Source organism: Nonomuraea sp. NPDC048901 (assembly GCF_040649695.1).
Lineage (GTDB): Bacteria > Actinomycetota > Actinomycetes > Streptosporangiales > Streptosporangiaceae > Nonomuraea.
In genome coordinates this window covers 739539-756362 of the sequence record NZ_JBEZFW010000001.1, presented here as the reverse complement: position 1 = coordinate 756362, position 16824 = coordinate 739539, and the positions used below count along the sequence as shown (strand labels likewise).

Genomic DNA, 16824 nt, shown 5'->3' with positions numbered 1-16824 from the left:
TCAGTTTCGGCTGAACCGACTCCCAAAGCCCCGCGTACCTACTCACGTCCGGACACGTGCCCCAGGAGGTGTCGTGGAGCTCAGCCTTTTGCGAGCGCAGGCGCACAGCCCTTCGTACTTCTCACTGCTGCGCGGATCATCGGGACAGCTTGCCCCGGTGGACTTCTGCATCCCGTGTAACCCTTACTTCCCGACCCCGGAAATATTCGAGCATCTCGGGAGAAACCTGGAGACGATCCTTAAGTTCTATCCGAGCGACGCGGACACGATCACCGCGGAGCTCTGCTCCACCCTCGGGCTCCACCCCAAGACGGTCGCGATGGGAAACGGATCCACCGAGCTGATCACCTGGATCGACCACCTGCTGGTGAAGGAGAGCCTGGCGGTGCCGATCCCCACCTTCGGCCGCTGGACCGACCAGCCGATGGAGACCGGGAAGCGGGTCGACATGTACCCGCTGATGGAGGGCCACAATTTCGGCCTCGACGTCAATGACTTCGTGCGCTTCGTCCGCATGCGCGGCTCCCGCGTGGCGGTGATCTGCAATCCCAACAACCCCGACGGCGGGTACCTGCCCAAGCACGAGGTCCTGCGCCTGCTCGACCTGCTCATCGACCTGGACCTGGTGATCGTCGACGAGTCGTTCGGCGAGTTCGTGGACGCCGAGCCGTATCCGGGCGTGGCCGCGGAGGCCGCGGTCCGGCCCAACGTGATCGTGCTCCGCAGCCTGGGCAAGAACTTCGGGCTGCACGGCATCCGGTTCGGCTACATGGTCGCCAACCCGGCGCTGGCCGGGAAGGTACGCGACGCGCTGCCCAAGTGGAACCTCAACTCGTTCGCCGAGGTCGTGGTGTTCATGATGAAGCAGTGCCGACCCGAGTACCAGGAGAGCCTCAGGCGGCTCGCCCAGGACAGGCGGGCGATGTTCCACCAGCTCAGCGCGATGCCGGAGCTGACCGTCTACGCCTCGCAGGGCAACTTTCTGCTGGTGAAGCTGCCCCCGGGACATGACGGGGTGCCGCTGCGCGACCACCTGCTGTCCGAGCACGGTGTGTACGTCCGCGAGTGCGGCAACAAGCTGGGCACGACCAGCCAGTTCCTTCGCCTGGTGGTCCGGCCGCAGGAGGACGTACGCCGCTTACTGGTCGGCATGACCCAGTATCTGTACTCCGGCAGCCTGCACGAGATCCCCGTCACCGGCCTGCACCATCGAGCCGTGAACCCGTTGTCCGCCTGACTCACCGGCGGAAACCCCACATTCGTGGTGCCGCGCCCGTCCACCCGGGCGCGGCACCCGGCCCTACCCAGTAAGCCGACTGGACCGAGAAGGGACCGCGTCGCGGTGCGCATGAAACGCAAGATCTCCTACACCGCCGCCACGGGCACACTCGCCCTGCTCACGGCGTGCGGCGGCAACGACATGACCGGCCAGGACGGCAGGTCGGGTGGCGCGCTCGGCGCCGCCACGTCGGCCGCGTCACCGTCGGTCGTGTTCAACGACGCCGACGTCATGTTCACGCAGATGATGATCCCGCACCACGAGCAGGCGGTGGAGATGGCCGGCCTGGCGCCGTCCCGCGCGAGCGACATCGAGGTCACGGAGCTCGCCGAGAAGATCAAGGCCTCCCAGGAGCCGGAGATCCAGACCATGAAGGGCTGGCTGACGGCGTGGAACAAGCCCGAAATGTCCAGCCATGTGGGTCATGAGATGCCGGGTCTCATCTCCGAGGAGGCCATGGAGCAGCTCAGGAAGGCCAAGGGCAAGAAGTTCGACAAGCTGTTCGCCCGGCACATGATCGTGCACCACAACGGCGCGATCGAGATGGTCCGTACCCAGGAGGCCGAGGGGGCCGACCCCAAGGTCAAGAAGGTAGCCACGCACATGGCGACCCACCAGCGGGACGAGGTCGCCCAGCTCCAGACGATCGTCGACCGCCTCTGAGCCGGACGCTCATCCCACCGGGAAGCGTGTCACCCACCTGCGTTGCCACGGGGTCTCGACCGCCCGCCGGTTGTGGTGCTCCCGTGTCCAGGTGATCGCCTCAGCCGGGGACAGCCCGGACAGTACGGCCAGGCAGGCGATGACAGTGCCGGTACGGCCGACGCCATGTCCACAGGCCACCTCCACCTGGCGACCGGCCTTGGCCTGCTCGTGCAACGAGCGGATCAGGCCGACCGCGCCGTCGCGGTCGCGCGGCAGCAGGAAGTCCGGCCAGTCGATCCAGTCGTGCGGCCACGACAGCCCGGCCCCGCCACGCCGCCGCAACTTCGAGGTTCCCAGGTAGAGGCCGTAGTCGGGGGCGGGCCCGGTAGGCGGCTCGTCCAACAGGCCACGGCCGCGAACATAAATTCCATCGGGGAGGCGGATCGCTCCCACAAGCTGCGAGTCGGTCATGTCCCCATTTTTGCCCCTCTCAGCCGACCAGGAGGTTGATACCGAGCATGCGCGCCCCCGTCTCGGTCCGCGGCTGGTGACGGCTGCCCGCGGCGAACACCACGTAGCTTCCCTCCCTGTACCGCGTCTCGCCCTCGATCACCTCGCCGCTGAGCACGTAGTAACGCTCCTCCCCCTCGTGTACGTCCACCTCGGGCCACCGCGTGCCGGGGGCGAAGTCGATGAGCCAGCCCCGCGCCAGCCCGGTCGCGGTGAGCCGCCGCCTGATGATGCCGGGCGCCACCTCCACCGGCTCCACGTCGTCGATGTGCACTGCCTGCCGGTCCGTTTCCATGCCGCCATCCTGGCGAGCGCGACGGGCATCCACCCAGTGCCAGAAAAGACGTCATGGAGTACTTTTCTGCCATGTCATCAGAGCATCGCGTCGTCGCGCTGGCCAGCCCGCCCCAGGCGACGTTCGAGCTGAGCTGCGCCGCAGAGGTGTTCGCCACCGTACGGCCCGGCCTGGCCCGCCCCTACGACTTCCGCGTCTGCGCCGAGACGCCGGGACCGGTGCCCACCCTGGCCGGTTACTCGATCACGGTCACCGAGGGCCTGGCCGCGCTGGAGAGCGCCGACACGGTCGTCATCCCCGGCTGGCAGACCCGCACGGCCTCGGGGGCCGTACTCTCCGCGCTCCGCCGGGCGCACCGGCGCGGCGCGCGGATCGCCGCCATCTGCTCGGGCGCGTTCGTCCTGGCGCAGGCCGGGCTGCTCGACGGACGGCGGGCCACGACACACTGGCGGCTGGCGGCCGAGCTCGCGGAACGCTTCCCCGCCGTCCCGGTCGATCCCGACGTGCTGTACGTGGACCACGGCGACGTCGCCACCAGCGCCGGCACCAGCGCAGGGATCGACCTGTGCCTGCACCTCGTACGGACCGACCACGGCGCCGCGTACGCCGCGAAAGTGGCCCGCCACATGGTCATGCCGCCGCATCGGGAGGGCGGGCAGCTCCAGTACGCCATCGCGCCATCGCGCGGCCGGGCGCCCGACTCGCTCGCGCCCCTGCTGGAGTGGGCGGCGGAGCGGCTCGGCGAGCCACTGACCGTCGACGACCTGGCGGCCCGCGGCGGTGTGTCGACCCGGACGCTGGCCCGGATGTTCACCGCCCAGCTCGGCACCAGCCCCGGGCAGTGGGTGCTCGCCCAGCGGATCGCCGGGGCGCGGGCGCTCCTGGAGGAGACGGACCTGTCCGTGGACGCGATCGCCGCCCGGGTGGGCCTCTCTTCGGCCACGAACCTCCGCCGGCGCTTCAACGACGCCCTGCGCACCACCCCCGCCGCCTACCGGCGCGCCTTCCACCTGCGCACGCGGACCGAGCCACCGGCCTCAAGTACGCGGGTGCGGCCGGAATAGGCCGGTCCAGGACCGGATCCTGCCTCAGCACGGCCACCTCCAGCTCCCGCAGCGGCTGGCTGGGATGAATGCCCAGCTCGTCGACCAGGGTGCGGCGCAGCCGTTGGTAGACGGCCAGCGCCTCACCCTGCCGACCGGCCCGATACAGCGCGAGCATCAGCTGCGCGTGCACCTGTTCGTGGAGCGGATGCTGCCTGCTCAGGTCCGTCAGCTCGGGGACGAGCTGCCGATCATGCCCGAGGGCCAGCCGCGCGTCGATGAGGGCGTGGCGCGCCTCCAGCAGCAACTGCTCCAGCCGCTGGGCCTGCTCGTCGAACCAGGCCAGCCCGGCCAGTTCGGCCAGCGGCGCGCCCCGCCACAACGCCACCGCGGCCCGCAGGCGGTCGGCCCGCACGTCCGGCGCCCCGGTCTCCATTCCCTGCCGGATGAGACGCTCGGCGGTCTGGACATCGGTGGCCTCCCGCTCGCCGAGGTCCAGCAGGTAACCGGGCCGACGGGCCGTGATCGCCTCCCGGCGGCCGAGCACGCCGCGCAGGTAGGAGACGTGGGACTGCACGGTCGTGGCGGCCGAGGCCGGCGCCGTCGTACCCCAGACCGCCTCGACCAGGAGATCGACGCTGACCACGGCACCGGGCCGCAGCGCCAGCGCGGCGAGCACGGCCGTGCGGCGAAGCCCCCTCACCCTTCGCGGGACGTCGTCCACCAGCACGTCCACCGGCCCCAGCAGTCTCACCCGCATGCCTGTCCCCCTTCCGCACCACCAGCCCCCGTCGTCTCATACCCCGTTCCAGCCTGGTTGGAGCTCCATTACAGCCCGTGATGGCACCCTGACGGAGTTTCCACCCAGGAGGGATCAACATGAGGGTGACCGTCAAACCCGGCCTGTCGGCCAGGACACGCATAATCAGGACAATCGCCGGGCTCTTCGCCCTGGTCATGGCCATGGTGGGCCTGGTGGCGACACCGGCCTCCGCCGCCGTCGCCCACACCATCTGCGCGCTCTCCCCGGGGAGCGCGGGCGTGTGGCGCTACGACGACGATGGCACCAGCTGGACGCAGATCGGCGGGCCCGCAGGGAAGCTGTACGGCGGCGGCTTCGGCCTGTTCGCCACGTCGCCCGACGGCAGCGGCATCTGGCGCTACCTGAACTCGCCCAACCTCTGGCAGAACGTGGGCGGCCCCGGCCTTACCTGGTCTGTCACCAAAAACGCCCTCTACGGCCTCGCCCCTGACCGCAGCGGCGTGTACAAGTGGAACGGCGCCGGCACCAGCTGGACCCAGATCGGCGGCCCGGCCAACTGGCTGTACGGCGGCGGCTTCGGCCTGTTCGCCACCTCCCCGGACCGCAGCGGCATCTGGCGCTACCTGAACTCGCCCAACCTCTGGCAGAACGTGGGCGGCCCCGGCCTTACCTGGTCCGTCACCAAAAACGCCCTCTACGGCCTCGCCCCTGACCGCAGCGGCGTGTACAAGTGGAACGGCGCCGGCACCGACTGGACCCAGATCGGCGGCCCGGCCAACTGGCTGTACGGCGGCGGCTTCGGCCTGTTCGCCACCACCCCGGACCGCGGCAGCATCTGGCGCTACCTCAACACGCCCTACGCCTGGCAGCTCGTCGGCGGCCCCGGTTGGGACTGGGCGGTCACCAACGGTGACATCTACGGCCTGAGCCCTGACCGCAGAGCCGTCTACAAGTGGACCGGCTCGGGCACCAACTGGGTCCAGGTCGGCGGCCGGGCCGAGCAGATCGTCCCCTGCCCGTAACGGGTACCGTGCACACGAACCATGGGCTCGTGTGCACGGCACCACAGTCCGCGTGGGAATCACCAATCGCCGCCCAGCGCCTCCTTGGCGGCCGCGATGCGATCCTCGTTACGCCGGTAGAACACCCACTGCTTGATCTTCTTCCCGCGCACCAGCCCCGCCCCGCTGAGCACCTTCAGATGCCCGCCGCAGGTCGGCTGGCTCACCCCGAGCTTCTCCGCGATGAACAGCGAGCAGACCCCGTCCTCGACCAGGTCGCCGTCACGCTGCGGCCGGAAGTGCCGTTCGGGCTCGCGCAGCCACTCGAGGATCAGCAGCCGCTTGTCGTTGGCCAGCGCCTTGACCAGGTCCACATCCAGCACCAGGGCATTGTGGCAATTAGCTAACTAGCTGTCCAGCGGCCGGTCTCGCAGCCGGGCCTTCTGGATCTTGCCCGACCCGGTCCGGGGCAGCTCGTCCACCAGGTCGAAGTAGCGCGGGATCTTGTACCTGGCCAGCCGCCCGTCGAGGAACTCCCGCAGTTCGTCGGCGGTCACCGCCGCCCCGCCGACCACGAACGCCCGACCGACCTCGCCCCATGTCTCGTCCGGCACCCCGACCACGGCGACCTCGGCCACCGCCGGGTGCTCGAAGAGGACGCCTTCCACCTCCGCCGGATAGACGTTCTCCCCGCCCGAGATGAACATGTCCTTGACCCGGTCCACGATGTACAGGTGCCCCTCGGCGTCGAACGTCCCGACATCGCCCGAGCGCAGCCAGTCGCCCTCCGCGAACGCCGCCGCGGTCGCGGAGGGGTTCTGCCAGTAGCCGGGGGTCACGTTGGGCCCCTGGACGAGCACCTCGCCCCGCTCGCCGACGGCGGCGTCGGTGAGATCGGGCCGGACCACGCGTACGTCGGCGAAGAACACCGGCACCCCGGCCGAGCCCACTTTGCGCACGCTCTGCCCGGCCTCCAGGAAGGTCGCGCCCGGCGCCGTCTCGGTCAGCCCGTACCCCTGGCAGAACACCAGGCCCCGCTCCTGGTAGACGCGGATGAGCGCGGGTGGGATGGGGGCGCCGCCCGACATCAGGTTGCGCAGCGAGGAGAGGTCGGCCGTGGCCCAGCGCGGCGACCGGGCGAACGCGGCGAACATCGCGGTGACGCCGAACATCCAGGTGATGCCGTGCTTCTCGATGAGGTCGTAGCACCCGTCCACGTCCCAGGACGGCATGATCACCGAGCAGCCGCCCTTGGCGAAGGTGGGCAGCAACGTCTGGTTCAGCGCCGCGACGTGGAAGAGCGGTGCGCTGATCAGCGTCATCTCCTCGCTCGTGACATCGACGCCGATCAGCATGTTGTAGGTGTTCCACACCAGGTTGGCGTGGCTGAGCATGGCGCCTTTGGGCCGGCCCGTGGTGCCGGAGGTGTAGAGGATGAGCGCGATGTCGTCGAGCCCGACGCGTACGTCGATCGGCGCGGGATCACCCTCGGCGAGAAAGGTCTCGTAGTCCGACACCAGCAAGGGCGGAACCTCGGGAAGCGCCCCGACCACCTCGGCGCACTCAGGCGCGTGGATCAGCACAGACGGCTCACAGTCGCCCAGCATGTAGGCAATCTCGGGCGCCGCCAGCCGGAAGTTCAGCGGCACGAAGATCCCGCCGAGCAGGTGCGTGGCGAACATGGTCTCCGCCAAAGCCGGGTGGTTGGTGCCCAGGTAGGCGACCCGATCCCCCGGCCGCACCCCGGCCTCGCGCAGGCGCGCGGCCAGCTTCGTCGTACGCGTGTGCACCTCGGCGTAGGTGACCGCCCGCCCCTCGAAGACGAACGCCGTACGGTCCGGCGTCATCTGGGCCCGGCGAGCCGGCCACCCTCCCACTCCCGCGTTGTTCATGGGCGTACGGCCTCCCGCGTCGGTAAGTCGCCGTGATCGCGAGGCTAGGCAGCACGATCACGCCCGTCAACAGCGTCGGTCGGCAATTTCCCAACCTGAGTCAGAGTTTTGCCGACTGTGACGGATCCGTCTACCCTCTTGCTGTGATGCTCGGCGAAGGAGACGTGCTGACGGCCCGTCCGCAGTCCCTGATGTTCAGCTTTCTCGGCGTCTACGTGCTGGGGCGCGACACCGCCGTCTATTCGGGCAGCGTCATCGACGTCTTCGCCCGGCTCGGCGTCACCGAGGAGGCGGTGCGCTCGACGCTCACCCGCATGGTCAAGCGCAACCTGCTGGCCCGGCACCGTCAGGGGCGCAGGATGTACTTCGGGCTCACCGAGCACGCGGCGGAGGTGCTCGACGACGGGCGCCGCCGAGTCTGGGAGACCGGCGCGGTCAACCGCGACTGGGACGGCGCCTGGACCCTGGTGGGCTTCTCGATCCCCGACAGCCGGCGCAGCACCCGGCACGACCTCCGCTCCCAGCTCATCTGGGCCGGGTTCGGGCTGCTGCAGAGCGGGCTGTGGATCGCGCCGGGCGCCAAGGACGTCGCGGGCATCCTCGCCCCGCTCGAACTCGGCGATCACATCACCGTTCTGACGGCGCGGGCCTTCGAGCCGACCGAGACGGCCGACCTCGTACGCAAGGCGTTCAGCACCGAGCGGATCGCCGCCCGCTACCGGGCCTTCCTCGACCGCTGGGACACCCCGCGCCCGCTCCCTTCGGCGGCCGACGACCTGGCCCGGCAGCTCCTCCTGCACACCGACTGGCTGCAGCTGGTCCGCCAGGACCCGCACCTGCCGGCCGAACACCTGCCGGCGGACTGGCCGGCGATCCGGGCCGAGCAGGTGTTCCGCGCCCTGGCCCGCGACTACGCGCCGAGCGCCAGGGCGCTGGCCGACACCGTGCTGGACGAACTGGCGCTCACCCCGGCCGAGGTGAGCTGAAGCGATCAGCGGGTGCCGGCAGCCGCCCGGCGCTTGGTCCACACGTCGAAGGCGACCGCGGCCAGCAGGACGGCGCCCTTGACGAGCATGACCCGCTCACTCGGCGCGCCGACCAGCGACATGCCGTTGTTGATGACGCCCATGATCAGACCGCCGGTCACCGCGCCGACCACCTTGCCGACGCCGCCCTGTACGGCCGCGCCGCCGATGAACGCCGCCGCGATGGCGTCCAGCTCGAAGGAGTTGCCCGCCGTGGGCCCCGCCTGGTTCAGCCGGCCGGCGAAGATGATCCCGGCGAGCGCGGACAGGACGCCCATGTTCACGAAGATCCAGAAGACGACGGACTTGACCTTGATGCCGGACAGCAGCGCCGCCTGCAGGTTGCCGCCGATGGCGTAGATCCGCCGGCCGAACACGGCGCGGTTGGTCACCAGCGAGTAACCTAGCACCAGCGCCGCGAGCAGGATCAGCACCCAGGGCAGGTTCTTGAACCTGGCCAGCTGCACCACCACGGCGAGGATGACGGCGGCGGCCGCGGCGATGCGGAGCAGGAAGATCGGCAGCGGGTCCACGCTCTGGCGGTAACCCAGCCGGGCCACCCGGCTGCGCCACTGGCTGACGGCCATGCCGGCCACCGCCACCAGGCCGAGCAGCAGGCTGAACAGGTCGGCGCCGCCCAGCGGGCCGAGCCCGATGTTACCGAGGTAGCTGTCGGTGAAGCCGTTCGACAGCGTACGGACGGCGTCAGGGAACGGCCCGATGCCCTGGTTGCCCAGCACGGTCAGCGTGAGCGCGCGGAACAGCAGCATGCCGGCCAGCGTCACGATGAACGCCGGGATGCCGTAGTAGGCGATCCAGAACCCCTGCCATGCGCCGATGAGCCCGCCCGCGACCAGCGTGATGATCAGCGCCAGCGGCCACGGCACGCCGTAGTTGACCATCAGCACGGCGGCGATGGCGCCGGTGACGGCCACGACGGAGCCCACCGACAGGTCGATGTGCCCGGCGATGATGATCAGGATCATCCCGATGGCCAGGATCAGGATGTAGGAGTTCTGGACGATGATGTTGGAGATGTTCTGCGGCTGGAGCAGCGCCCCCTTGGTGAGGAAGGCGAACAGCACGACGATCAGCGCGAACGCGACATAGATCCCGCTCTGCCGTACGTTGAACGACAGCCACGATGATTTGCCCGCTTCCCGCGGCGGAGGCGGCTCTTGCCCGGTGGGCGCCGGCCCCGCGGCGGTGGATGAGGTACTGCTGCTCATCGGATCTCGTCCTGTCCTTTCGTCATGTACTGCATGAGGCCCTCCTGCGTGGCCTCCTCGCGCGGGACCTCACCGGTGATCCGGCCGGCCGACAGCGCGTAGATCCGGTCGCACAGGCCCAGGAGTTCCGGCAGCTCCGATGAGATGACCAGAATGGCCTTACCGTCGTCGGCGAGCTGGTTGATGATCGAGTAGATCTCGTACTTGGCCCCGACGTCGATGCCCCGGGTCGGTTCGTCCAGGATGAGCACGTCAGCGTCCGTGAAGATCCACTTCGACAGGACGACCTTCTGCTGGTTGCCGCCGCTGAGCTTGCCGGTGACGCTCAGCACGCTGGGCGCCTTGATGTTCATGCTCTTGCGGAACCCCTCGGCGACCTGGTGCTCCTCATTGTCGTTGACCCAGCCACGGCGGGCCAGCTTCCCGAGCGCGGCGGCGGAGACGTTCCGCTTGATGTCCTCGATCAGGTTGAGGCCGTACCTCTTGCGGTCCTCGGTGGCGTACGCGATGCCGTGGCGGATCGCGTCCTGCACCGACTTGATCTCTATCTGCCGGCCGTTCTTGTAGATGCGGCCGGAGATGTCGGTGCCGTAGGAGCGGCCGAAGACGCTCATGGCCAGCTCCGTACGACCGGCCCCCATGAGCCCCGCCAGGCCGACGATCTCGCCCTTGCGCAGGGTGAGGCTGGCGTTGGAGACCACCACCCGGCCCCGCTGGGCCGGGCTGTGCACCGTCCAGTCCTCGATGCGCAGCGCCTCCTCACCGACGTTCGGCTCGTGCGGCGGGAAGCGGTGCTCCAGGGCGCGGCCGACCATGCCGGAGATGATGCGGTCCTCCGTGACGTGGTCGGTGACCATGTCGAGCCGCTCGATCGTCCGGCCGTCGCGCAGGATGGTGATCGAGTCGGCGATGTCGATGACCTCGTTGAGCTTGTGCGAGATGATCACGCAGGTGATGCCCTCGTCACGCAGGCCGCGCAGCAGGTCGAGCAGGTGCGCCGAGTCCTCGTCGTTGAGCGCCGCGGTCGGCTCGTCGAGGATGAGCAGGCGCACCCGCTTGGACAGCGCCTTGGCGATCTCCACGAGTTGCTGCTTGCCGACCCCGATGTCGGAGATGAGCGACACGGGGTTCTCCCGCAGCCCGACCCGGTTCAGCAGCTCACCCGCCTCGTGGTTCGTCCGGTTCCAGTCGATCAGGCCGCGAGTGGCCTGCTCGTTGCCGAGGAAGATGTTCTCGGCGATGGACAGTTGCGGGCACAGGGCCAGCTCCTGGTGGATGATGACGATCCCGCGGTGCTCGCTGTCACGGATGTCGGCGAACCGGCACGGATCTCCCTCGAAGAAGATCTCGCCCTCATAGGAACCGTGCGGGTAGACGCCCGACAGCACCTTCATGAGCGTGGACTTGCCCGCGCCGTTCTCGCCGCAGATCGCGTGGATCTCGCCCTGTCGTACGGACAGGTTGACGTCTTGCAGCGCCTTTACTCCGGGGAAGGTCTTGGTGATCCCGCGCATCCGCAGGATGTCATCAGTCATGACGTCAGCCCAGCTGAGACTTGGTGTAGTAGCCGGTGTCGACGAGTTCCTTCTCGTAGTTGGTCTTGTCGACGATCAGCGGCTGGAGCAGGTACGACGGCACGACCTTGTTGCCGTTGTCGTAGTCCTTGGTGTTGTTGACCTCGGGCTTGCCGCCCTTGAGCACGGTGTCGGCGATCTTCACGGTCACGTCGGCCAGCTGCCGGGTGTCCTTGTAGATGGTGGAGTACTGCTCACCCGCGATGATCGACTTCACCGACGCGAGCTCGGCGTCCTGACCGGTCACGATCGGGTACGGCTGGCCGGAGGTGCCGTAGCCGTTGCTCTTGAGCGCCGACAGGATGCCGATCGACAGGCCGTCGTAGGGCGACAGGACACCGTCGACCTTGGTGCCGCCGCTGTAGGTCTTGGTCAGCAGGTCCTCCATGCGCTTCTGCGCGGTGGCCGGGTCCCAGCGCAGGATGGCGACCGTCTTGAAGTCGGTCTGGCCGCTCTTGACGGAGAGCGTCTTCTTGTCGATGTACGGCTTGAGCACCGACATGGCGCCGTTGAAGAAGAACGTCGCGTTGTTGTCGTCGGGCGAACCGGCGAACAGCTCGACGTTGAACGGGCCCTTGGCGCTGCCCGCGGAGCCGTCGGCGTTGAGCAGCTTCAGCCCGACCAGCAGCGACGTGGCCTGCTGCACGCCGACCTTGAAGTTGTCGAAGGTGGCGTAGTAGTCGACGTTCGGGCTGTTACGGATCAGCCGGTCGTAGGCGACGACCGGGATCTTCTTGTCGGCCGCCTCCTGGAGCTGCGTGGTGATGGCCGTGCCGTCGATCGAGGCGATGATCAGGAGCTTGGCGCCCTTGGTGATCTGGTTCTCGATCTGGTTGACCTGGGTCGGGATGTCGTTCTCGGCGTACTGCAGGTCGACCTTGTAGCCGAGCTTCTCCAGGCTGGTCTTGACGTTGTCGCCGTCGTGGATCCAACGCTCGGACGACTTGGTCGGCATCGTCACGCCGACCAGGGCGCCGGCCGAACCGGCCGAGGCGCTGGCGGCGGCGTCCTTGTCGACCGTCTTCTCGGCCGAGCCGCACGCGGTCGCGACCGTGGCTAGCGCCAGGACGGAGACCACGGTCGCGAATCGTGGAAATCTCATGTTTCTCCTTGCGGAAATGGGGAGGTGCCCGTGCGTCACGGGAGACAGCCGATCCCGCGAGTGTTATCGCTAACATTTCCGGTGTCAAGCGCAGCCGATAACGTAGACGTAACACAACCTTCACGGTTGAAGTGGCCCTGGGCCTGCGGCGCGGGCCGATCGCGGGCGGATGCCCGGTGGGCTCGGCGGGTTCGTGGACCCAGAAGTCACAGGCCAGCAGCGTCAGCCGGAAGGCCGGCCACCCCCCGAGCGTCGGCGCGGCAGCGCGGCGTTCATGTGGGACAGAAACTGACCTCTATGCCCTCTAGCGTCGGGCTACCCGCTTCAAAGGAGAGATCATGGCCGTTCCCGAGGGCTACACCACTGTGACGCCGTTCGTCGCCTGCCGTGACAGCGCCCGGTTCATCGACTACGTCAAGGAGGCGTTCGGCGCCGAGGAACTCGGCCGGGTGACCGATGAGAAGGGCCGCATCGGTCACGCGGAGGTCCGGATCGGCGACGCGGTGGTGATGATGTTCGACGCCGTGCCGGACTGGCCGCCGACGCCCGCGTTCCTGCGCCTGTACGTGGACGACGCCGACGCGGTGCACCGGCGGGCCGTCGCGGCCGGTGGCACCTCGGTGACCGAGGTCACCCACCTGTACTGGGGCGACAAGGTGGGACGGGTGCGCGACCCGCTCGGCAACCTGTGGTGGATCCAGACCCGCGTCGAAGAGGTCGGGCCGGAGGAGCTCGAGGCGCGCCTCAGCGACCCGGTGTTCGTCAAGGCGATGGAGTATGTCCAGAGCGCCGACTTCTTCGCACGCTGACGGCTATTGCCGGGATCCAGGTGGTACACACTGTGGGGATGGAGTTCTTCTGCTACCACCGCGATCGGCCCGGCTCGGTGGCGCTGCGCGACGAGCTGCTGGAGGAGCACTGGTCCTACATGGACGGGTACGCGAAGGAGATGATCGCCCGCGGCCCGACCTTCGCCGCCGACGACGACGAGACGCCCACCGGCAGCGTGCACATCCTCGACCTGCCGGATTCCGCCGCCGCCCGCGCGTTCGCCTTCGACGAGCCCAACTACCAGGCCGGCGTCTACCGTGACGTGCTGGTGCGCCGGTGGCGCAACCTGCTGGGACGCACCATGTGGGACTTCCCCGGTGGCCGGACCGGTGGCAGCAAATACCTGGTGCTCGGCCTCGGCTCGGGGCAGGCCGCCGATCTCACCGTGCCGCCCGGCCGGGACGAGCTGATCGCGTACGGGCCGCTGCTGGCCGACGACGGCACCACCTGGCTGGGCACGGCGGCGCTGCTGCGGGCGCCGGACCAGGACGCCGCACGCGCCATCCTGACGCCGGACCGGTACGCCGACATCGAGGTCCACGACTATGACTTCGGCGGGCGGCCGGACAGCTGGCCGACGGTTCCTCAACCGCCTGCCCCTCCGGCGACTCCTCGACCGTCTGCCCCGCGGTCATGACCGCGCAGTCCCCCGCCGCACCGCTCTCGACCCTCGGACCGAGGCTGATCAAGGCCGAGATCCTCGTGGTGTTCTCCGTCTCGCTGGGGGCCAGCGGCCTTCTGGCGCTCGTCCGGCTGATCGGCGCGCTCACGGCGCCCGAGCAGCTGAAGGGTCAGCAGGCCGTGCTCGTCCGGTCGCTGGCTCCGGGGCGGCCCTGGCTGGACCTGACGTTGCAGCTCGTCGACATCGCGATCAGCGTGGCCCCGGTCGCGCTCGTCGCCTACCTGCTGGTCCGCTCCGGCGAGTCGATGCGGACCATCGGCGTCGACCTCCGCGAGCCGCGCCGCGACCTGGTGCGCGGCACCCTGCTCGCGGCCGCGATCGGCGGATCCGGGCTGGCCTTCTACCTGGTCGTGTACGCCATCGGGATCAACCTCTCGGTGGTCGCCGGGCAACTGCCCGACGTGTGGTGGCGGATCCCGGTCCTGCTGCTGGCCGCCGCGCAGAACGGCGTGCTCGAAGAGGTGCTCGTCAGCGGCTACCTGCTGCACCGGCTGGAGCAGGCGGGATGGGCGCCCTGGCGCTCCGTCGTGGTGGCGGCGCTGCTGCGCGGGTCGTACCACCTCTATCAGGGGTTCGGGGGTTTCGTCGGGAACGTGGTGATGGGGTTGGTGTTCGGCCGCCTGTACCAGCGCTGGGGCCGGGCCATGCCGCTCGTTGTCGCGCACACGCTCATCGACGCCGTCGCCTTCGCCGGCTACGCCGCCCTGCACGGCAAGGTGAGCTGGCTCCCCTGAGCCCGCTCACCCGAGCGAGAGCAAGCCGGCTCCCCTGAGCCCGCTCACCCGGGCGAGAATCCGACGATCTCGCCGGAGTCCACCTGCTGGAGGGCCCGCTGGCCGAGGGCGTACCCGGACTCGTAGAGTCCCTGGCCGATGTAGGCCAGCCGCGCGCTGCCCTTGTCGTCGCGGGCGCCGTCGGCGTTGTACGACACCACGGGGATCCCCGCGTCCAGCGCCTTGGCGACCGGCTCGCGGAAGGCGGCCTTGTCCACCACGGCCACCGCGAGCCCGTCGGCCTTGGCCGAGATGGCGGTGTTGCAGGCGTTGACCATCTCGGCCACGATCGAGTCCTTCGAGCCGGTCCACTGGAAGTCGGTGCCGAGCAGGGCGCACGCGTCCTGCGCCCCGTACTGGGTGGGGGTGAAGAACGGGTTCGTGGTGACGTGGCAGACGAGCACGAACTTCCACTTGGGCGTGGCCGGGAAGTCTCCGGGAGCGCCCGAGCCGCCGGACGCGGCGGGTTTGCCCTGGCTGGAGGTGCAGGCCGTCAGCAGCGCGGACGCCGCGGCCGAGGCGCTGACCAGGCCGGCGCCGGAGAGCAGGCGCCGCCGGGCGACCGGGTTGAGGTTGAGGGTTTCGACTGCCTCTTCGACCTTGGGAGGGAACTTTTCCATGTGCTCGACCTCTAATTCCTGACGGATGGGTCCAGGGGTGATCGCTTCCCCCCGTCAGCACGCCCAATGAAGAAGCTAAGAGGTTTTCGGAGTGTGTCAATGGGCCATCCTTGACTGACCTGCCGGGAGTGTTGGTTAATCCTTTATTTCCGACCGGTAAACTCCCCTTTGCAGGGGTTACGATCTACGTGACATGCGGGGCGGGTGTGTTGAGACGAGCCTCGTGGGGACGTACTCATGTCATGCCTTGCTGACGCGCACCGACCTCTGGGAGACCCGATGACATCGCCCGCAGACGCGCTCCGGGGAAGCGGAGATCCGGAGATCGAGCGCCTGCTGGCGCAGTTCAACGCCGACGTCGCACAGGTGGAGCAGCTCAGGGACCGGATCACCGAGGTGCGCGGCCGGGGCGAGGCGGCGGACGGGCGGGTGGTCGCCGAGACCGCGCCGACCGGCGCGCTCGTGGGCCTCACGATCGACCCCCGCGCCATGCGGCTGGGCTCCGACGAACTGGCCGCCGCGATCCTCGAAGCGGCCGAGGCCGCGGCGCGCAACGCAGAGGAGGAGCTGACCGACCTGGTCGACCCGTTCATCGCGGGCACCGTGCTGGGGTCGACCCGTCGCCCCCGGGACAGCCGGTAGCCGGCTGATCTCCCATGGCCATCAGCCCCGCACGTGGTGCGATCTATGGTGTCGGCTCGGTCGGCATCGCCGCCTTCGTGTTCAAGATGCTCGCGGTCGACTACCCCGACGGCGATCCGGCGAAGGCCCGGCAGGCCGCCGCCGTCTGGACGCGGCTGGCGGAGCGGCTCGAGCAGAGCCAGAACCGGACCTACCCGTTCGCCGAGGCCGTGTGGAAACGCAACGGCGGCGAAGGGATCGAGGCCTACAAGAAGGCCGTGACCGCCGGGCTCTATCCGAACCCGCCCGCGCTGGGCTACGCCGACAAACTCGCCCAGCGCTGCCGGCAGAACAGCGAGGCGTGCCTGGAGTACGCGGAGGTCATCGAGAAGGCGCAGCACGCGTACTGGTCCCTCGCCCTGGCCAACCTCGCCAGTTTCATGTTCATCACCACCTTCCCCTGGCAGGCCGGGGTCGCCTACAAGATCACCGAAATCGCCATGAACCGCGCCAAGGCGAGCCTGCTGGCGAAACTGGTCGAACACAACATCGGCCGGATCGTGCTGAGCAAGCTCACCGAATACAGCATCGGCAGCGCCTTCTTCGCGGTCGGAGACGTGGGTGTGGTGGCCGGGGTCAACGCGCTGCGCGGCGAGGACACGGGCTCGTGGAGCGACAACGGGAAGCAGATGCTGAAGGAGTTCACCGCGTCGGTCGCGTTCTACGGCGCGTTCGAGGGCTTCATGCCGGCGGCCAGAGCGATGAGCAAGAACGCCGACGTGCAGTACTTCATCAGCCGGATGGTAGGCGGATCCACCTACGGCGCCACGTACGACGCCCTGAACGGGGAGAGCGGCACAGACCTCGTCCCCACCTGGAAACAGACGCTTGGCAGGGCGCTGCTCTATTTCACGATGGCCCACAAACCAGCGGAATGAC

Annotated in this window: 19 protein-coding genes; 10 read left to right on the top strand and 9 right to left on the bottom strand. The window is 68.9% G+C overall.

Going from position 1 to position 16824, the window contains the following annotated elements; all coding sequences use genetic code 11:
• Positions 1-73: 73 nt before the first annotated feature.
• Both AB0C30_RS03760 and AB0C30_RS03755 read left to right on the top strand, forming a co-directional pair.
• Positions 74-1237: a histidinol-phosphate transaminase gene (locus AB0C30_RS03760; RefSeq protein ID WP_357939226.1), complete on the top strand. Its 1164-nt coding sequence runs from the start codon at positions 74-76 to the stop codon at positions 1235-1237.
• A 111-nt stretch (positions 1238-1348) separates the two neighbouring features.
• Entirely contained in the window at positions 1349-1942 is a 594-nt protein-coding gene (locus AB0C30_RS03755; protein ID WP_357939224.1) for a DUF305 domain-containing protein, read from the top strand.
• Between the two features lie 9 nt (positions 1943-1951).
• On the opposite strand, the gene AB0C30_RS03750 is transcribed toward AB0C30_RS03755, so the two are convergent.
• Positions 1952-2395 (bottom strand): protein-tyrosine phosphatase family protein, encoded by a 444-nt coding sequence (locus AB0C30_RS03750; RefSeq protein WP_357939222.1) that lies wholly within the window; start codon positions 2393-2395, stop codon positions 1952-1954.
• Between the two features lie 19 nt (positions 2396-2414).
• Complete coding sequence (locus tag AB0C30_RS03745) at positions 2415-2729, bottom strand: cupin domain-containing protein (RefSeq protein WP_357939220.1); 315 nt, start codon at positions 2727-2729, stop codon at positions 2415-2417.
• A 71-nt stretch (positions 2730-2800) separates the two neighbouring features.
• On the opposite strand from AB0C30_RS03745, the gene AB0C30_RS03740 reads away from it, so the two are divergent.
• Positions 2801-3793 (top strand): helix-turn-helix domain-containing protein, encoded by a 993-nt coding sequence (locus AB0C30_RS03740; RefSeq protein ID WP_357939218.1) that lies wholly within the window; start codon positions 2801-2803, stop codon positions 3791-3793.
• Here AB0C30_RS03740 and AB0C30_RS03735 read toward each other — a convergent pair.
• The gene (locus AB0C30_RS03735; protein WP_357939217.1) at positions 3690-4532 is read right to left on the bottom strand and encodes an AfsR/SARP family transcriptional regulator; all 843 of its coding nucleotides are present in this window, start codon (positions 4530-4532) and stop codon (positions 3690-3692) included. The two genes, AB0C30_RS03740 and AB0C30_RS03735, sit on opposite strands and share 104 nt — an antisense overlap.
• Positions 4533-4651: 119 nt before the next feature.
• On the opposite strand from AB0C30_RS03735, the gene AB0C30_RS03730 reads away from it, so the two are divergent.
• The gene (locus tag AB0C30_RS03730; RefSeq protein WP_357939215.1) at positions 4652-5557 is read left to right on the top strand and encodes a hypothetical protein; all 906 of its coding nucleotides are present in this window, start codon (positions 4652-4654) and stop codon (positions 5555-5557) included.
• Between the two features lie 59 nt (positions 5558-5616).
• On the opposite strand, the gene AB0C30_RS03725 is transcribed toward AB0C30_RS03730, so the two are convergent.
• Together AB0C30_RS03725 and AB0C30_RS03720 are read right to left on the bottom strand one after the other, a co-directional pair.
• Positions 5617-5919, bottom strand: coding sequence for a metalloregulator ArsR/SmtB family transcription factor (locus AB0C30_RS03725; protein ID WP_357939213.1), 303 nt, complete (start codon positions 5917-5919; stop codon positions 5617-5619).
• Between the two features lie 24 nt (positions 5920-5943).
• Positions 5944-7428 carry a long-chain fatty acid--CoA ligase gene (locus AB0C30_RS03720; RefSeq protein WP_357939211.1) on the bottom strand — a complete coding sequence of 495 codons (1485 nt, stop codon included), beginning with the start codon at positions 7426-7428 and terminating at the stop codon, positions 5944-5946.
• A gap of 146 nt (positions 7429-7574) precedes the next feature.
• On the opposite strand from AB0C30_RS03720, the gene AB0C30_RS03715 reads away from it, so the two are divergent.
• The gene (locus AB0C30_RS03715) at positions 7575-8414 is read left to right on the top strand and encodes a PaaX family transcriptional regulator C-terminal domain-containing protein (RefSeq protein WP_357939756.1); all 840 of its coding nucleotides are present in this window, start codon (positions 7575-7577) and stop codon (positions 8412-8414) included.
• A gap of 5 nt (positions 8415-8419) precedes the next feature.
• Here the strand turns inward: AB0C30_RS03715 and mmsB are convergent, their stop codons facing one another.
• Genes mmsB through chvE form a run of 3 tightly spaced genes read right to left on the bottom strand, consistent with a single transcriptional unit; the run spans position 8420 to position 12358 of the window.
• Complete coding sequence (gene mmsB / locus AB0C30_RS03710; protein WP_357939209.1) at positions 8420-9682, bottom strand: multiple monosaccharide ABC transporter permease; 1263 nt, start codon at positions 9680-9682, stop codon at positions 8420-8422.
• Positions 9679-11217 (bottom strand): multiple monosaccharide ABC transporter ATP-binding protein, encoded by a 1539-nt coding sequence (gene mmsA / locus AB0C30_RS03705; RefSeq protein ID WP_357939207.1) that lies wholly within the window; start codon positions 11215-11217, stop codon positions 9679-9681. The genes mmsB and mmsA overlap by 4 nt, the downstream gene beginning before the upstream one ends.
• Positions 11218-11221: 4 nt before the next feature.
• Positions 11222-12358, bottom strand: coding sequence for a multiple monosaccharide ABC transporter substrate-binding protein (chvE, locus tag AB0C30_RS03700; protein WP_357939205.1), 1137 nt, complete (start codon positions 12356-12358; stop codon positions 11222-11224).
• A 338-nt stretch (positions 12359-12696) separates the two neighbouring features.
• Here chvE and AB0C30_RS03695 point away from each other — a divergent pair, with 338 nt between their 5' ends.
• From AB0C30_RS03695 to AB0C30_RS03685, 3 genes are read left to right on the top strand one after another with little or no spacing between them, the layout of a single operon-like run.
• On the top strand, positions 12697-13167 hold the full coding sequence (locus tag AB0C30_RS03695; RefSeq protein ID WP_357939203.1) for a VOC family protein: 471 nt from the start codon (positions 12697-12699) through the stop codon (positions 13165-13167).
• Between the two features lie 38 nt (positions 13168-13205).
• Positions 13206-13826, top strand: a complete 621-nt coding sequence (locus AB0C30_RS03690) for a YciI family protein (RefSeq protein WP_357939201.1) — start codon at positions 13206-13208, stop codon at positions 13824-13826.
• Positions 13823-14605, top strand: a complete 783-nt coding sequence (locus AB0C30_RS03685; RefSeq protein ID WP_357939199.1) for a CPBP family intramembrane glutamic endopeptidase — start codon at positions 13823-13825, stop codon at positions 14603-14605. The genes AB0C30_RS03690 and AB0C30_RS03685 overlap by 4 nt, the downstream gene beginning before the upstream one ends.
• Before the next feature lie 44 nt (positions 14606-14649).
• On the opposite strand, the gene AB0C30_RS03680 is transcribed toward AB0C30_RS03685, so the two are convergent.
• The gene (locus AB0C30_RS03680) at positions 14650-15264 is read right to left on the bottom strand and encodes a substrate-binding domain-containing protein (protein ID WP_357939197.1); all 615 of its coding nucleotides are present in this window, start codon (positions 15262-15264) and stop codon (positions 14650-14652) included.
• A 279-nt stretch (positions 15265-15543) separates the two neighbouring features.
• On the opposite strand from AB0C30_RS03680, the gene AB0C30_RS03675 reads away from it, so the two are divergent.
• Together AB0C30_RS03675 and AB0C30_RS03670 are read left to right on the top strand one after the other, a co-directional pair.
• Positions 15544-15906 (top strand): YbaB/EbfC family nucleoid-associated protein, encoded by a 363-nt coding sequence (locus AB0C30_RS03675; RefSeq protein ID WP_357939195.1) that lies wholly within the window; start codon positions 15544-15546, stop codon positions 15904-15906.
• A 14-nt stretch (positions 15907-15920) separates the two neighbouring features.
• Positions 15921-16823, top strand: coding sequence for a hypothetical protein (locus AB0C30_RS03670; RefSeq protein WP_357939193.1), 903 nt, complete (start codon positions 15921-15923; stop codon positions 16821-16823).
• Position 16824 lies beyond the last annotated feature (1 nt).

Excerpts from the sequence above, each read along its gene's own strand:
- AB0C30_RS03685 (WP_357939199.1), top strand. The coding sequence starts at position 13,823 with ATGACCGCGCAGTCCCCCGCCGCACCGCTCTCGACCCTCGGACCGAGG.
- chvE (WP_357939205.1), bottom strand. The coding sequence starts at position 12,358 with ATGAGATTTCCACGATTCGCGACCGTGGTCTCCGTCCTGGCGCTAGCC.
- AB0C30_RS03740 (WP_357939218.1), top strand. The coding sequence starts at position 2,801 with ATGTCATCAGAGCATCGCGTCGTCGCGCTGGCCAGCCCGCCCCAGGCG.
- AB0C30_RS03735 (WP_357939217.1), bottom strand. The coding sequence starts at position 4,532 with ATGCGGGTGAGACTGCTGGGGCCGGTGGACGTGCTGGTGGACGACGTC.
- mmsB (WP_357939209.1), bottom strand. The coding sequence starts at position 9,682 with ATGAGCAGCAGTACCTCATCCACCGCCGCGGGGCCGGCGCCCACCGGG.
- mmsA (WP_357939207.1), bottom strand. The coding sequence starts at position 11,217 with ATGACTGATGACATCCTGCGGATGCGCGGGATCACCAAGACCTTCCCC.
- AB0C30_RS03680 (WP_357939197.1), bottom strand. The coding sequence starts at position 15,264 with ATGGAAAAGTTCCCTCCCAAGGTCGAAGAGGCAGTCGAAACCCTCAAC.
- AB0C30_RS03690 (WP_357939201.1), top strand. The coding sequence starts at position 13,206 with ATGGAGTTCTTCTGCTACCACCGCGATCGGCCCGGCTCGGTGGCGCTG.
- AB0C30_RS03715 (WP_357939756.1), top strand. The coding sequence starts at position 7,575 with ATGCTCGGCGAAGGAGACGTGCTGACGGCCCGTCCGCAGTCCCTGATG.
- AB0C30_RS03730 (WP_357939215.1), top strand. The coding sequence starts at position 4,652 with ATGAGGGTGACCGTCAAACCCGGCCTGTCGGCCAGGACACGCATAATC.
- AB0C30_RS03755 (WP_357939224.1), top strand. The coding sequence starts at position 1,349 with ATGAAACGCAAGATCTCCTACACCGCCGCCACGGGCACACTCGCCCTG.
- AB0C30_RS03695 (WP_357939203.1), top strand. The coding sequence starts at position 12,697 with ATGGCCGTTCCCGAGGGCTACACCACTGTGACGCCGTTCGTCGCCTGC.
- AB0C30_RS03750 (WP_357939222.1), bottom strand. The coding sequence starts at position 2,395 with ATGACCGACTCGCAGCTTGTGGGAGCGATCCGCCTCCCCGATGGAATT.
- AB0C30_RS03745 (WP_357939220.1), bottom strand. The coding sequence starts at position 2,729 with ATGGAAACGGACCGGCAGGCAGTGCACATCGACGACGTGGAGCCGGTG.
- AB0C30_RS03675 (WP_357939195.1), top strand. The coding sequence starts at position 15,544 with ATGACATCGCCCGCAGACGCGCTCCGGGGAAGCGGAGATCCGGAGATC.
- AB0C30_RS03670 (WP_357939193.1), top strand. The coding sequence starts at position 15,921 with ATGGCCATCAGCCCCGCACGTGGTGCGATCTATGGTGTCGGCTCGGTC.
- AB0C30_RS03720 (WP_357939211.1), bottom strand. The coding sequence starts at position 7,428 with ATGAACAACGCGGGAGTGGGAGGGTGGCCGGCTCGCCGGGCCCAGATG.